The organism is Bradyrhizobium sp. HKCCYLS2038 (genome assembly GCF_051167655.1).
Classification (GTDB): Bacteria; Pseudomonadota; Alphaproteobacteria; order Rhizobiales; family Xanthobacteraceae; genus Bradyrhizobium.
In genome coordinates, this window is sequence record NZ_JBNPTM010000003.1 from 375,193 (window position 1) to 388,141 (window position 12,949).

Annotated in this window: 17 protein-coding genes; 11 read left to right on the forward strand and 6 right to left on the reverse strand. The window is 66.7% G+C overall.

Annotation, left to right across the window (positions count from 1 at the left end):
- Positions 1-3 precede the first annotated feature (3 nt).
- The 7 genes from ACQR1I_RS15430 (at position 4) to ACQR1I_RS15460 (ending at position 6,720) form a co-directional block, all read left to right on the forward strand.
- Complete coding sequence (locus ACQR1I_RS15430) at positions 4-537, forward strand: DUF4142 domain-containing protein (RefSeq protein ID WP_434867093.1); 534 nt, start codon at positions 4-6, stop codon at positions 535-537.
- Between the two features lie 300 nt (positions 538-837).
- On the forward strand, positions 838-1,575 hold the full coding sequence (locus ACQR1I_RS15435) for a Crp/Fnr family transcriptional regulator (protein ID WP_434867092.1): 738 nt from the start codon (positions 838-840) through the stop codon (positions 1,573-1,575).
- 72 nt (positions 1,576-1,647) lie between these two features.
- Positions 1,648-3,714 (forward strand): sensor histidine kinase, encoded by a 2,067-nt coding sequence (locus tag ACQR1I_RS15440; protein ID WP_434867091.1) that lies wholly within the window; start codon positions 1,648-1,650, stop codon positions 3,712-3,714.
- A gap of 446 nt (positions 3,715-4,160) precedes the next feature.
- Positions 4,161-5,057: a hypothetical protein gene (locus ACQR1I_RS15445; RefSeq protein WP_434867090.1), complete on the forward strand. Its 897-nt coding sequence runs from the start codon at positions 4,161-4,163 to the stop codon at positions 5,055-5,057.
- A gap of 155 nt (positions 5,058-5,212) precedes the next feature.
- Positions 5,213-5,419 (forward strand): hypothetical protein, encoded by a 207-nt coding sequence (locus ACQR1I_RS15450; protein WP_434867089.1) that lies wholly within the window; start codon positions 5,213-5,215, stop codon positions 5,417-5,419.
- A gap of 115 nt (positions 5,420-5,534) precedes the next feature.
- Complete coding sequence (locus ACQR1I_RS15455) at positions 5,535-5,927, forward strand: hypothetical protein (protein WP_434867088.1); 393 nt, start codon at positions 5,535-5,537, stop codon at positions 5,925-5,927.
- A gap of 118 nt (positions 5,928-6,045) precedes the next feature.
- A complete protein-coding gene (locus tag ACQR1I_RS15460) occupies positions 6,046-6,720 on the forward strand; it encodes an HAD family hydrolase (RefSeq protein WP_434867087.1) in 675 nt (224 codons plus the stop codon).
- A 4-nt stretch (positions 6,721-6,724) separates the two neighbouring features.
- Here the strand turns inward: ACQR1I_RS15460 and ACQR1I_RS15465 are convergent, their stop codons facing one another.
- From ACQR1I_RS15465 to ACQR1I_RS15480, 4 genes are all read right to left on the reverse strand, one after another.
- A complete protein-coding gene (locus tag ACQR1I_RS15465; protein WP_434867086.1) occupies positions 6,725-7,561 on the reverse strand; it encodes an HD domain-containing protein in 837 nt (278 codons plus the stop codon).
- A gap of 158 nt (positions 7,562-7,719) precedes the next feature.
- On the reverse strand, positions 7,720-8,055 hold the full coding sequence (locus ACQR1I_RS15470) for a cytochrome C (RefSeq protein WP_434867085.1): 336 nt from the start codon (positions 8,053-8,055) through the stop codon (positions 7,720-7,722).
- Positions 8,056-8,065: 10 nt separating this feature from the next.
- Positions 8,066-8,950, reverse strand: a complete 885-nt coding sequence (locus tag ACQR1I_RS15475; protein WP_434867084.1) for a hypothetical protein — start codon at positions 8,948-8,950, stop codon at positions 8,066-8,068.
- 217 nt (positions 8,951-9,167) lie between these two features.
- The gene (locus ACQR1I_RS15480; RefSeq protein ID WP_434867429.1) at positions 9,168-9,350 is read right to left on the reverse strand and encodes a hypothetical protein; all 183 of its coding nucleotides are present in this window, start codon (positions 9,348-9,350) and stop codon (positions 9,168-9,170) included.
- A 221-nt stretch (positions 9,351-9,571) separates the two neighbouring features.
- Between ACQR1I_RS15480 and ACQR1I_RS15485 the strand changes: the two genes are divergently transcribed.
- The 3 genes from ACQR1I_RS15485 to ACQR1I_RS15495 all read left to right on the forward strand — a co-directional run bounded on the left by ACQR1I_RS15485 (position 9,572) and on the right by ACQR1I_RS15495 (position 10,487).
- Complete coding sequence (locus tag ACQR1I_RS15485) at positions 9,572-9,805, forward strand: DUF6894 family protein (protein ID WP_434867083.1); 234 nt, start codon at positions 9,572-9,574, stop codon at positions 9,803-9,805.
- A 14-nt stretch (positions 9,806-9,819) separates the two neighbouring features.
- Complete coding sequence (locus ACQR1I_RS15490; protein ID WP_434867082.1) at positions 9,820-9,981, forward strand: hypothetical protein; 162 nt, start codon at positions 9,820-9,822, stop codon at positions 9,979-9,981.
- Between the two features lie 116 nt (positions 9,982-10,097).
- Positions 10,098-10,487, forward strand: a complete 390-nt coding sequence (locus ACQR1I_RS15495) for a hypothetical protein (RefSeq protein WP_434867081.1) — start codon at positions 10,098-10,100, stop codon at positions 10,485-10,487.
- A 39-nt stretch (positions 10,488-10,526) separates the two neighbouring features.
- Here the strand turns inward: ACQR1I_RS15495 and ACQR1I_RS15500 are convergent, their stop codons facing one another.
- Positions 10,527-11,825 (reverse strand): ArgE/DapE family deacylase, encoded by a 1,299-nt coding sequence (locus ACQR1I_RS15500; RefSeq protein ID WP_434867080.1) that lies wholly within the window; start codon positions 11,823-11,825, stop codon positions 10,527-10,529.
- 191 nt (positions 11,826-12,016) lie between these two features.
- On the opposite strand from ACQR1I_RS15500, the gene ACQR1I_RS15505 reads away from it, so the two are divergent.
- A complete protein-coding gene (locus ACQR1I_RS15505) occupies positions 12,017-12,271 on the forward strand; it encodes a hypothetical protein (RefSeq protein ID WP_434867079.1) in 255 nt (84 codons plus the stop codon).
- A gap of 61 nt (positions 12,272-12,332) precedes the next feature.
- Here the strand turns inward: ACQR1I_RS15505 and ACQR1I_RS15510 are convergent, their stop codons facing one another.
- Positions 12,333-12,923 (reverse strand): NADPH-dependent FMN reductase, encoded by a 591-nt coding sequence (locus ACQR1I_RS15510; RefSeq protein WP_434867078.1) that lies wholly within the window; start codon positions 12,921-12,923, stop codon positions 12,333-12,335.
- Positions 12,924-12,949 lie beyond the last annotated feature (26 nt).

Here is a 12,949-nt window from a genome sequence, read left to right on the forward strand (position 1 = left end):
GACATGAAGCGCACGATCATCGCCATCAGCTGCCTGATGCTGGCCGGACCGGCTTTGGCCCAATCCATCGGAGAGAAGACGGGAGTCAATTCGGCGCTCGGGATTACGCCGAGCACAGAGGACTTCGTCAAGCAGGTCGCCATCAGCGACATGTTCGAGCTGCAGTCCAACAAGCTGGGCGAGGAGAAAGGCAACGCCCAGGAGAAGAGCTTTGCCGCGCAGATGGTCAAGGACCACACCAAGACCTCGGGCGAGCTCAAGAGCATGGTCGACAGCGGCAAGCTCAAGGTGCAGCTCCCGACCGCACTGGACAGCGCCCATCAGAGCAAGCTCGACAAGCTGAAGGCGGCCAATGGCAAGGACTTCAGCTCGGATTTCGACGACATGCAGGTCAGCGCGCACAAGGACGCGGTGTCGCTGTTCGAGCGCTATGCCAAGGGCGGCGACCATCCCGAGCTGAAGGAATGGGCCGGCAAGACGCTTCCGGCGCTCCAGCACCACCTCGAGATGGCGCAGAACCTCGACAAGGCGAAGTAGCCGGCCCGCGACTGATTCTGATACATGCGAAGGGCGCTGGAGCGGAAGGTTCGGCGCTCTTTCCTTGCCGCTCGAATACCTGCCGGAAGGGGATCCTATCGCCCACCAGGTGATCCTGAATCTCGCAGGATCGTCCACCGAAATTGACGTCAAGCGACAGTCACCGCCTCGAACTCAGCGCGAAAGGCGGGAACCCACGGTTCCTAGGCGACGAGACGTGACTAATCAGGTACGATGCTAACCTAGGTTATTGAACCTGCATGCTCCGGAACCCCTATAACCAGCCGGGGGAACCACTCCTTGAGTCATCTGGTCCGCAAGCTTGAGAATTTTGTCCGCCTGTCTGCATCGGACCGCCTGATGCTCAACCGCGCGGCCGCGCAACGGGTGCGGACCTTCGCGCCGCGCACGGACATCGCGCGGGAGGGCGAGAAACCGAAGGATGTCCATCTGATCCTGAACGGCTGGGCCTGCCGCTACAAGCAGCTCGAGGACGGCCGTCGCCAGATCGTCTCGTTCTTCCTGCCCGGCGACATCTGCGACCTCAACATCTTCATCCTGCGCGAGATGGACCACTCGATCGGGACCATCACCCCGGTGTCGATTGCCGACCTGTCGCGCGAGTTCTTCGACGAGATCAGCGCCGGCTATCCGCGCGTCGCCGCCGCCTTTTGGTGGGAGACGCTGGTGAACGCCGCGATCCAGCGCGAATGGACCATGAATCTCGGGCAGCGCACCGCGTCCGAGCGCATGGCCCATCTGTTGTGCGAGCTGTTCTTCCGGTTGCGATTGGCCGGATTGACGGAGAACAACAGCTGTCATTTCCCGTTGACGCAGGCCGATCTCGCCGAGGCGACCGGCCTGTCAAAAGTCCACGTCAACCGCACCCTGCAGGAGCTGCGCGCCAACAATCTGATCGTGCTCAAAGGCAAAATGCTGGTGCTGCCGGATCTCGAACGCCTGATGAGCGCCGGCCTGTTCAACGCCAATTACCTGCATCTGGATCGCGAGGGACGCCAGCTCGATGCGAATGAATGAGCCGTCGCGGGAGCCAGCGGCAGCAGATTGCGCTATGCTCGCCAGCTGGGGCGCTCTGCCGGGGAAACGGCGATGGTTGAACGGCGTAACGATGATGCAGGATTCGAGCAGGAGGTCGTTCAGCGACTCGGGCTGATGCCCAACCTGTTTCGGCCCACGCCGTCAGCGCCGGACGCCGCCCGGCAGCTGTGGCAGTTCGCCAAGAGCGCCTATCTCGACACCCCCTTGCCGCCGCTGTTCAAGGAACGACTTGCCGTTCACCTGTCGCGTCTCGGCCGCTCGCCCTACTGCCTGGCGCGCCACTTCGGCTTTCTGGTCGGCCTCGGTCATCCCGGCGGCGACCGAACGTGCCGCCCCGAAGCGATTGCGCGCGCGCGGCAGCTCCTGATGCAGCCATTCGCGGACCCTGCCGGCGTTACGGCCGCGCTCGAACGGCTCGAGGCGGTCCGCGATCCCTGCGACATTCCCGCGCCGTCCAGCGCGGAAGAATCCGACCTGTTCGCTGCCGCAGCCGCGCTGTTCACGCAAGCCGACGCCCCCGACCGGGCGCAGCGCGCCCTGCGCACAGCATTCGGCGACCGGCAAGTCGAACTGCTCACCGCCTTCCTGACCTATTTGCGGATGGCGCAGTTCTGGGCCGACGCCCATCCGGAGCTGACGATCGATGTCGATGTTGCCGCGCTCATGCAATCCGATCCGGACCTCGCCGCTGATCTCTTCCGCAGCGCCGGGCGAGATGCGCCGCCGCCCCAGGCGCCTGCTGCCGACGGCGGTGTATCCAGCGCGCACCGGCTGCGACGGCTGCTGGAAATCGACTCGGTCGGCGTGCTGTTCTTCGACCATGCCGAGGGCACGCTGATCGACGCCAACGACGGCTTCCTCGCGATGACCGGCTATTCGCGCGAGGAGGTGCGCAGCGGTCAACTGACGTGGCAGAGCCTGACCCCGCCGGAATGGGTCGAAAGCTCCATATCGCAGATTGCCAATCTGCAGCGCACCGGCCGCATCGGGCCCTATGAAAAGGAATACTTCCGCAAGGACGGCGAGCGGTCCTGGATGATGTTTGCCGGGCGCGACATCGGCGACGGGACGCTGGTCGAGCTTGCCATGAACATCGACGACCGCAAGCGCACAGAGGCCGCGCTGCGCGACAGCGAGGCACGCTTCCGCCAGTTCGGCGAAGCGTCGTCCGATGTGGTGTGGATCCGCGACGCCGCGACGATGCAGTGGGAATATCTCAGCCCTGCCTTCGAGACGATCTATGGGGCGAAGCGGGCCGCGGTGCTGCAGGGCGACCACGTTGCGCGGTGGACGGAATTGATGCTGCCGGAGGACCGGCCGCGCGCCATCGAAAGCCTCGAGCGCGCCAGGCAGGGCGAACGCGACAGTTTCGATTTCCGGATCACGCGCCAGCCCGACGGCGACGTGCGCTGGCTTCGTATCCGCTGTTTCCCGATGGTCGACGACACCGGACGGGTGCAACGGATCGGCGGCATCACCCAGGACATCACCGCGCTCGTGTCGGCCGCCGAGCACCAGAAGTTTCTGCTCGCCGAACTGCAGCACCGGGTGCGCAACATGCTGGGGGTGATCCGCTCGATCATCCGGCGCACCGGTGAAGGCAGCGACAATGTCGAGGATTTCGCCAGTCATCTCGAGGGCCGGATTGCTGCGCTGTCCCGCATCCAGACCGCAGTCACGCGTGACCCGCTCGCCGGCTTCGATCTCGCCGAACTGATTGCCGACGAGTTGCGCGCCGGCGCTGCGCGCGAGGAGCAGAACTTCTCGCTGTCAGGCCCGAGCTTGCGAATCAAGGCGAAGGCCGCCGAGAACATCGGCCTCGCTATGCACGAACTCGTGACCAACGCGCTGAAATTCGGGGCGCTGACGGTACCCCGCGGCTTCATCAATATCGACTGGCGGATCGAAGACGACGATGAGATCGGCTGGCTCGTTCTCGACTGGCGCGAAAGCGGTCTGTCGGCCGACCCGATCGCTCCGCGGCGAGACGGCTTCGGCACGGTGCTGCTCGAGCAGATGCTGCCCTATGACATCGGTGCTGTTGTCACCAGGCGATTCGACCCGAAGGGCCTGCGTTGCGAGATTCGGCTGCCGACAAACGACATTCTCAAGTCCTGATGCAGCTCGCGGGGACCATGCCGTGCCGCGCGCGGCGGCAACAATGGCCGGGCGCCCCGCCCGCCGGGAACCGCCATCAGCATAGCCTTCGTCGTTCATTGGGAGTAAACTACTCTAGGTCGCGCGGGCGTCATGTCTTCGCCTTGGTTTGGGCGGATATGGCGCAGGCGGGCGAACAGGCCGCAAGCGGGTGTCGTGCAGCCAGGTGGACGTTGCGTAGCGCGCGGTCCGCGACTGACTTGGATCTTGGCCATGCCATCTTCCGGGGCTTGGCTCGAGCCGCGCGTGTTGTGAAGCGTGATACCGTGCACACGCAGGTGCGTGAGCATGAGGGACAACCGGTTTCAGGGTCGGCGCTGATGCACGATGCGACGTTGCTCGCCTCGTGACGCAAGACCCGCCGAGCGCCGCCGTCGGCGCGGACGACAACGGAGGACGGAGCGTCAATGCTTGCAACGACGACCACGAACGACGGGAATGCGCAGCCGCATGCGACGATCGATCCCGACATCGTCCTGGCGGCCCGAGCTGATCGCGTGAGCGTGGACCCCGACCGCCGGCCGGCCGCGCGCGCTGCCGAGGTTCAGCCGCCCAGGCTGGATCCAGAGTTCAGATCCGCAGCAGCCGAACTCGCCCCATCCGGGGAACGCCGAGGCATCGGCACCTGGGTCGTCCGCACCATCCTGGTCGTGCTGTTTGGCGTCTGCAGCGCCGTGGCCGCGGCCGCCTGGCAGAGCTATGGCGATCAGGCCCAGGAGATGATCGCACATTGGATGCCGCGCATCTCGCTGGTCTCCAGCGCAGATCGCGACACGTCTGCGGCTCCCGCCGCGCCGGCGTCGCAGGAGTCCGCCCCCGCCATGGCAGCGGCGCCAACGCAAGACGCCGCCCCGAGTGCGACGGCCGCAGCCGCCTCGCCGGAGCAGGTTCAGATGCTGCAATCCATGACGCATGACCTGGCCGCCCTCAGCCAGCAGATCAGCGATCTCAAGGCCAGCATCGCGCAGCTCAAGGCCGGCCAGGATCAGATGGCCCGCGAGATGGCACGGGTGGCGGAAGCCAAGCCTGCCGAGCGGACTGCGGATACGCGGTCGTTCGACCCGCGGGCCATCGAGCAGACCTTGCGCCCGCGGCCGGCACCGCGCCCGGTCACGGCCGCCGTCGCGCCGCCACCGCCTCCGGGGGCCGTTGCTGTGCCGCATCGTCCCCGGCCCAGCCCGCCCGCGACCTCCGGCGCGGTTCCGCCGCCTCCCGCCCCGATGTCGCTGCAGTCAGCGCCTGCGTCGCAGGCGGCCGCCGATCCCGATCAGCCGGTTGTGCGGCCTCCCATGCCGGTGCGGTGAGGAGCAGCCCGAGAGCGACGTTGCCGCGCGCGGCGACGTCGTCCCGCTTGTCGTGGCTGCGCGTTCCGAGCTAAGGAACCGCGTCCGAGGTGCTAGCCGTCCACGCACGGTTCAATCAGCCGGCTCACGCACCAGCAGATCTTGGCGAGGGATTCATGAGCCTGACCGATCCGACCAGCCTGTCGACGTCCCAGCTTGCCGACCGCATCGCGATCCTGCGCGACAACATCCGCCAGATTACCGAGCAGGCGGCCTCGCAGTCCGGCGCCGCCGACGAGGAGCGTAACGCCGATCGCCTGGCACAGCAGAGCGATGAGCTGGAGGTGCTGCTCCAGGAGCAGGAGCGCCGCCTCGGCAAATAGCCCGGGACCGGCGTTCGACCCGCACCAGATCGCTTTTTTTGCGCTGCGCTCGGAGTTGCGGGCGTCGCGTCCAGGAGCTAGCCTCCCCGCAAAGAATCGGGAGGATGCCAGGGTTATGCGAAACGGTCTGCGTTGCACTTTGACCATTGCAGCATTGCTAGCGGGTGCGGCTTCGGCCAGCGCCGAGCCGCGGCACATCTACACGACCATGGTGCTCGAGGCGTTCGCGACCAAGGTCGAATGTCAGGGCATCGACGTCGCCTATCAGGATCTGGTCCAGAAGGCCCAGGACATGCACTTGCCTGACGGGACCACCGAAAAGGTGCGCAATGCGATCGCCTATATGCACACCGGCGGGAAGATGGGCCAGAAGCAGGATGATGACCTGATGGCCGAGGTGGCCGTTGCCACGCAGGCCATCGACATGGATCAGCGCCGCCTGGGCATGTCGAACTGGTGCGAGGAGCAAAAGAAGACGCTGGCCGGCTTCATTCGTCCCAAGAGCTGAAAGAGCTGATCGGAGCGGCGGCCGCGCAGGTGCTGTCGCCGGCGGGAAGGAACGCGAACGGCCGCTGCCGCTTGGCCTTGCAGCCATCACGCCTGCAAGGCCATCGCCGGAGCCCGCCATGCACATCGAGACCGCCTTCCTGTTCGACCTCGACGGCACGCTGGTCGACAGCGTCTATCAGCATGTGCTGGCGTGGAAGTCGGCACTCGATGCCGAGGGCATCGAGCTCTCGGTCTGGCGTATCCATCGCAAGATCGGGATGAGCGGCGGCCTGTTCACCAACCAGCTGCTGCGTGAGACCGGCGTGGCGATCGAGCCGGACCGGATCGAGCGGCTCAGGCGGGCGCACGCGGCGGCGTATCAGGGGCTCGGACAACAGGTGCGTCCCCTGCCCGGCGCGCGCGAGCTGCTCGGCTTCCTGACCGATGCCGGCATCCCCTGGGCGATCGCGACCAGCGGACGGATGGAGACCGCGGCGGTCAATCTCCAGGCTCTGGGCGTCGACCCCAGGCAGAGCCCGGTCGTCACCCGCGACGAGGTCCGCTATGCCAAACCGGATCCCGACCTGTTTCTCGCGGCCGCCGCCCGCCTCGACGTGCCGATCGAGCGCTGCGTCGTGGTCGGCGACAGCATCTGGGACATGCTGGCCGCAACGCGTTGCCGCGCGCTCGGCGTCGGCCTGCTGAGCGGCGGCTATGGCTCGGAGGAGCTGCGCCAGTCCGGCGCCATTCGCGTCTACGAGGATCCCGCCGATCTGCTCGGCCATATCGACGAAGTCGGCGGCCGGCGCTAGCTGATCAGGTCTGCGGGCCTGACAGCGAGATGTCGCGCTCGGCGCGAAACACATTGGCGTAGAGATTGGCGATCCACTGCCGCCCCGTCGAGGTCATGTTGAGATAGCGGATCTCGGTCTGGATGTGCGGCGCGACGCTGTTCCAATAGAACTGCGGATAGCGATGGACGATGTCGGCCGGCGACTCGTAGCCGAGCTGGCGATTCATGCCGACTTCCTCGAACTCGTGGTACAGCGCATTCGCCTTGCGGATGTAGTTGGGATCGCCGAGCTGTCCGATCAGATCCGCAGCGCGCACGATCGACTGCTCCTCGTCGAACTGCTGGCCGGCGAGCGGCGGAAACCGCGTGCCCTCGATGGCGCGGGCGATGCGGTCCTTGTCGAGCGGCGTCATGCCCTCGATACGGTCGATGACGTACAGCTTCGAGCGGTCGACGTGATAGGCCATCAGGCTCGCATCCGAGGAGCCGCGCGGCAGGGTGATCTTCCGCCCTTCGCGATCGATGACGAAGCCGTCCGCGTCGTCCTCGCGAAACAGCCCGCGCACATAGCCGATGTCGTGCAGCAGGCAGGCCATGATGACATGCACGTAGTCGTCGGCCGTGATGTGGCTGTGAAGCGCGCGGCCGCGCAGGATTTCGTGCCCTGCCAGCGTCACCAGCAGCGTATGCTCGACGTTGTGATACAGCGCATCGCTGTTGCCGATGCATTCGAGCGCAACGCGCGCCGCCGCCGGAAGGATCTCCGACAGTTGGGCTTGGGATGATCCGAAACGACGGCGCATATAGGAGCTCAGAAACTGCTCCAGCGCCGCTGCCGCGAGCTCCGGTAAGGTCATCATCGCCGCTGCCCCGCCTCAGCCGGCCCATGGCGGCTTTTTCGGTCACGCCGTATGGTTCACTCAGCCGCTGTGGCGGTTCAGCATAGCCCAGGTTGCAGAAGCGGGCCATACCCGGATCTCGCCTTCCGGGAAACTGCGGCCTGTTGCGCGCTGCACAGCTAACGACCGCGCACCGGCAGCGGTGGACGCGGCGGCCGTTCGGCGCGGCTACCAGTCCGTGCAATCCTGGTCGGCCGGCCACCGGCCGGCGTATCGACCGACTGCAGGTAGGTGCTCAGCGCCGAGGCCGAGTCCGAGCTGCTCGTGTAGTGCTGCTGCAGGAAGAGATAGAGCGTCAGCCGGAAGCGGCCCTTGGCGAGACCGCGCGGCGAGCGATGGCAGCTCGCGCAGCTGTCGGCGAACAGGCGCGGGGCCGGCTTGCCCGCGTCCAGATTCTCCGCGCTCGCGCCGTTGATGGCCATCAGCACGAGCGCCGCCGCAGCGGCCAGCCGCATGCCGACCGACTCAGGCCACATCGGCCTGCGGGCTTTCCACGGCCTGCACGCCGAGCGCGTCGAGATCGACCAGCGCCGGATCATCCGGCATCGGCTCGCTCTGCTGCTGCCCGCTGCCATGAACATGCATCAGCGTCTGCACGCGGCGTGCGTTCAGATAATCGACGTGCTGATGCGCCAGCGCCGGCGGCAGCAGCGACTTGGGCAGAGCCGTCATGGTGTAGGCAGCGACGCGCTTCACCGCTTCGCCCTCGCGCCAGGTCAGAGGATTGAGCGTGTAGATCATCTGCCGGTCGGTCTCCGGCGCGGGCAGCGGCTTGGCATCGGGCGGCGCCAGCAGCGCGATGTTGATGTTGCCGGCCCGGGTGCGCGAGGCCGAAGCGCGCAATTCCCAGCAGATCAATTCGGCGGCGGACAGCACCTCGCGCCTGATGTCGTCGACATCGCCGGCAAAGCGGCTGGCTTCGCTCAGCACGGCCCGGCCGCGCGTCACCGCGTCGACCAGGGCCGCCGCGCCGATCTCGAACCGGGGCACCGCCTGCTCGATGGCTGCGGCGACCGCCTCGATCTCGTTAGCTGCGCGATCGCGGTCGCGCTGCGCCACGGATTCCGACAAGGCGCGCTCGGCGAGGATGATCTGCTCGTCGCATTCGGCCAGCGCGGCGCGCAGCGCCTTGGCCTTGAGCTCGACCGACTGCATCTTGGCCTCGGCGCGATCGAGCTGGCCGTTGCTCGCACTCGCCTTGGCGAGCCGATCGGCGGCAGCCCGTTTCTCCTCCAGCGCCTGCTCGGCGATCCGCAACCGCTCCGAGAGCTTCTGCCGCGCGGACTGCTTGTCCTTCAGCGCACGCTCGAAGATCTCGACCGGGCTGAGCTCACGCTTGAAAAAGACCATGGCGACAATCCTTGGACAATCGTTGGGCGAAAAGCGCGCCGACGCCGTGGCCGCCGCGGCGAATCAAGGGCCGAATCATGTTGTCGGATTCATGCGGGGAAATTGGGTCGGAAACCAGGATGAGTTGCGAGCGGTGCGCGCCACCAAGGCGCCGGGCCGCTCGACGCGGCCGGCGTCCCCGGCCCGCTGTTCCATGCCCGACCGATGGGAGCCCGCCTCAGCTCTGATGCGGCCCGCGCATCATCTTCATGGCGTCGGCGATGTGGCGCCACTCACGCGCCTCCTCCGCGTCGCCCTTGTGCTCGCAGGACACGGCCTTCTGCGCGGCCTGCGCGATCGCTGCGGCTCCGTGCATCTCGAGCATCTGCCTGGCGATCGCATGAACCTGGATCTCTGACATCATGCGCGGTGCTCCTATCGCACTGGAATTCGGCGTTAACCACGGCATCCCGCGAGGGGTTCCATAACGAAGCCGTTGTGTGACTCCGGTCACTGCAAAGCGGTTCCAAAACGCAACACTAGGCCCGTAATTTAACCTACGTGCTCAATCGTAATTTCGCAGGCCGTGCTGCGCTGTTACTTCTGAACCAGATTCGGCAGGGGTTGGCTGAGGAGTGAGACATGACGCAGGTCTTCTTTCATTGCTCCAACGACGATGAGATCCTGATCGACCGGCGTGGAACCGCGGTCGTCGATCTTGCTGAGGCCCGCGCTCATGCGGCTCGCGTGGTGAACGCGTTGATCTCGGCCGAGACCGAGGAGGACTGGCGCGACTGGGTGCTTCACGTCGCCGACGATCTCGACGAGGAACTGTTCGCGATGCCGTTCTCATCCATTCTCGGCCGCATGCATTGAGATCGAGGGATCGGATGTTCGTCTCTGGTACCCGCCGTCTGATTGCGCTGCGTGAGCGTTGGAGGAGCTTCTTCGCACTCGTCAGCGATCCCTATCGCCCTGAGCGCTACTACATGCGTGGCCCCGGACCGAAATGGCGGGCCAAATACGAAGCGCGGCGCGTGACGCAGAGCTAGCCGGCCGCGGACGCCCTACCGAAGCGGCCGAAGCGCATCCAATCGATCGGTCCCGCCGCATTCTCTCGCCACATTTGTCCTGCATTTCGGCACTGGTGAGACGGAGGGGACATCGCATGACCAGAATGCTGACCACAACGGCGCTTGCGCTCACAATCATGGCAGCGGCCGTGACGGCATCGCCTGCGCGGGCCGATGAGCATCGCGGCGGCGACGCGGCTTTGGGCGCACTGTCGGGCGCAGTGGTGTTCGGGCCGGTCGGAGCCGTGGCGGGTGCCGTGGTCGGCTATACGGCCGGTCCGTCGATCGCGCGGTCCTGGGGCTTCCGCCGCTCGCACACGGCGCGTTCGCAGCAGGCCCGGCGCCCGGTCAGAGACAGCCAGGCGGCGATGACCGATGCCCCGCCGCCGCAGGCCATGCCGCGCAGCGCGCCGCCGCGGACCGCCGCGGCGACGCCGCCAGCGCCGCGCGGCCCTGTCGCCCCGCCGGTGCAGACGCTCGAATAGCCAAGGGCCAGCCGCAGCGGCGCAGCAGCGCGATCGACATCACGCGCTCCGCAGCCCGCACCATTGCGCGACGAACATCGCGATCGAGAGCGTGGTCTTGCGCACGCTGTCGAGATCGACCCGCTCATCGAATGCATGCGGACCGATGCCATACGGCCCATAGCACAGCGCCGGAATGCCGTAGTCGACCGTGTAGTAGCGCGTGTCGTTAACGGCGGTGGACAGCCGAACCTCGAGCGGCTTGTCGAACACACGGGCATGGACGTCGGCCAGTGCGGCCTCGGCGGCGCTGCCCGGCTCGCACACGGCGGGATCGGCCCGGAAGCCGCTCCACACCAGCTCGACCGGATTCTCCGACAGGAAGCTGTCTTCGGCCTGCGCCTTGGCAAGGCACTCCTCGATTCCGGCCATGGCCTGGGCCGGCGTCTCGCCAGGCAACACGCCGAGCCGGCAATCGAGATCGCACCAGGCTGGTGTCGAGCTCGCCCAGTCGCCGCCCTTGATGATGCCGACGTTGAACTTGATCGGATTCTTGACCGCGGCAAACCATGCGTTCGACTTGGCTCGCGCATTGATCTCCGTCGTATGGTCCTGGAAGGCGCGGATCAGATGCATGGCCGACAGAATCGCGTTGGTGCCGGTTTCGGCATAGGCGACGTGCACCGGCGTGCCGCGCACGCGCAGGCGGAACCAGATGGCGCCGACCTGGGCGCGAGTCAGCGTATGGCCGGTCGGCTCCGGGATCAGGCAGGCATCTGCCGTGTAGCCGCGCATCAGGGTCGAGAGCGCGCCGTTGCCGGTGCTCTCCTCCTCCGTCACCGTTTCCAGATGAATGCGCCCGTCCGGCACGAAGCCGGCCGCCTTGATCGCATCGAGCGCGAAGATCATCGCGGAAACCCCGGCCTTCATGTCCTGCGCGCCGCGGCCGATCATCCAGCCGTCGCGCACGACGGCCTCATAGGGCGCGTCGTTCCAGAGATCGGTCGGTCCCTCCGGCACGACATCGATATGCCCCTGCAGGATCAGGCTGCGGCCCCTGCCGTCACCATCGAGCGTTGCCACCACCTGCCTGGAGCCGTCGAGCGCGATCGCATCCATCGGCGCCGCCTTCGGGTGCCGCATCAGGTCGACGTCAGCCAGGCTGAAGCGGTCGACCTTGTAGCCGCGCGTTTCGAACTCAGTCGCCAGCCAATCCTGCACCGGCGCTTCCTCGCCGCGCAGGCTGCGGAACTGCACGAGCTGCTGCAGGAAGGCGACCTGCTCGGCGAAATTGGCATCGATGGCCGCGGCGAGCCGCTCCATCACGTCGTTCGGCACCGCCGCCGCAGTTTCAGTCACGCTAACCCTCCAGCCTTCTTCGCACCCTCGTGCCGCGCACCAGGAAATTGGAATGGCGTTCGCGGCAGCGCCACACGATAGCAGAATGCGGCCATTCTCATGCGCCCAGCGGGCGGAACCGGGACGGGCCGCCCAAATGTTTCCACAATCTGGATTTGAAAAGACGAGGCTTCGAGCAGGAGAACCCCAACATGCGGATCACCCCGGTGATCTTCGTCGGTTCGCTGGCTGCCCTCGTCGCGGCGACGGCAGCGCCCGCACTGGCGAAGAATTCCCAAGTCCCCAAACCCGACGATCAGACCACCGCGTCCAGCCCATGCCGCGCCTATCAGCAAGCCGCTGACGGGACCTGGAAGGAACTGCCGTGCCTGGGCCAGGGCCAGGCCGCCAGCGCGCCGCGCCGCCAGCAATCGGTGACCAACACGCCGGGTAGCACGGCGCGGTAGTAGAGGCGCAGCCCGGGACGGAGCGCGTCACGCGCTCTGTCCCCCCCCCGCCCGTTCGATCTCAATAGGGCGGCGCCTTGCGCGCGCGCTGCTCGCGCCCCGCTTCGACCCACCACAACAGATCATCGGCAAAGCGCGGAAACGCGTGCGCGAGCGCCTTGCCGGCATCGCCGGTCGGCTCGCCCTCGGCCGACAGCGCCTGGCCGATCGGCCCGACCGCGAGCGTGCTCGACACCACGACCATGCCCATCTCCGACAGCGTGCCATGCCAGGCGGTGGCGGCGCGTGCCCCCGACAGCCGGCCGGCCGAGTAGCTCGCGATCGCCGCCGGCCGCCAGAACCATTCCTCGAGGAAGTGGTCGGTGAGGTTCTTCAAGCCGGGCTGCATGCCCCAATTGTATTCGCCGGTCACGAACACGAAGCCGTCGGCGGCGCGGATCTTGGCGGCAAGCTCGGCCATGGCGGCAGGCGCCTCGCCCGGTCTGTACTCCTTGTACATGCGGTCGAGCATCGGCAGGCCGATCGCCTTGGCGTCGATCAGCTCGACGTCATGGCCCTTGCCGCGAAACCCGTCGACGACGAATTGCGCAAGCCGGATGCCCATGCGGTCGACCCGGTAGGAGCCGTAGAGGACGAGGATGCGGAAGCTCATGGCGGGTCAACTCCTGGCCGGGTGCG

What these genes read in the sequence shown, in the direction of transcription:
- ACQR1I_RS15430 (WP_434867093.1), top strand. Translation starts at nt 4, where the DNA reads ATGAAGCGCACGATCATCGCCATCAGCTGCCTGATGCTGGCCGGACCG.
- ACQR1I_RS15440 (WP_434867091.1), top strand. Translation starts at nt 1,648, where the DNA reads ATGGTTGAACGGCGTAACGATGATGCAGGATTCGAGCAGGAGGTCGTT.
- ACQR1I_RS15445 (WP_434867090.1), top strand. Translation starts at nt 4,161, where the DNA reads ATGCTTGCAACGACGACCACGAACGACGGGAATGCGCAGCCGCATGCG.
- ACQR1I_RS15450 (WP_434867089.1), top strand. Translation starts at nt 5,213, where the DNA reads ATGAGCCTGACCGATCCGACCAGCCTGTCGACGTCCCAGCTTGCCGAC.
- ACQR1I_RS15455 (WP_434867088.1), top strand. Translation starts at nt 5,535, where the DNA reads ATGCGAAACGGTCTGCGTTGCACTTTGACCATTGCAGCATTGCTAGCG.
- ACQR1I_RS15460 (WP_434867087.1), top strand. Translation starts at nt 6,046, where the DNA reads ATGCACATCGAGACCGCCTTCCTGTTCGACCTCGACGGCACGCTGGTC.
- ACQR1I_RS15465 (WP_434867086.1), bottom strand. Translation starts at nt 7,561, where the DNA reads ATGATGACCTTACCGGAGCTCGCGGCAGCGGCGCTGGAGCAGTTTCTG.
- ACQR1I_RS15470 (WP_434867085.1), bottom strand. Translation starts at nt 8,055, where the DNA reads ATGCGGCTGGCCGCTGCGGCGGCGCTCGTGCTGATGGCCATCAACGGC.
- ACQR1I_RS15475 (WP_434867084.1), bottom strand. Translation starts at nt 8,950, where the DNA reads ATGGTCTTTTTCAAGCGTGAGCTCAGCCCGGTCGAGATCTTCGAGCGT.
- ACQR1I_RS15480 (WP_434867429.1), bottom strand. Translation starts at nt 9,350, where the DNA reads ATGTCAGAGATCCAGGTTCATGCGATCGCCAGGCAGATGCTCGAGATG.
- ACQR1I_RS15485 (WP_434867083.1), top strand. Translation starts at nt 9,572, where the DNA reads ATGACGCAGGTCTTCTTTCATTGCTCCAACGACGATGAGATCCTGATC.
- ACQR1I_RS15490 (WP_434867082.1), top strand. Translation starts at nt 9,820, where the DNA reads ATGTTCGTCTCTGGTACCCGCCGTCTGATTGCGCTGCGTGAGCGTTGG.
- ACQR1I_RS15495 (WP_434867081.1), top strand. Translation starts at nt 10,098, where the DNA reads ATGACCAGAATGCTGACCACAACGGCGCTTGCGCTCACAATCATGGCA.
- ACQR1I_RS15505 (WP_434867079.1), top strand. Translation starts at nt 12,017, where the DNA reads ATGCGGATCACCCCGGTGATCTTCGTCGGTTCGCTGGCTGCCCTCGTC.
- ACQR1I_RS15510 (WP_434867078.1), bottom strand. Translation starts at nt 12,923, where the DNA reads ATGAGCTTCCGCATCCTCGTCCTCTACGGCTCCTACCGGGTCGACCGC.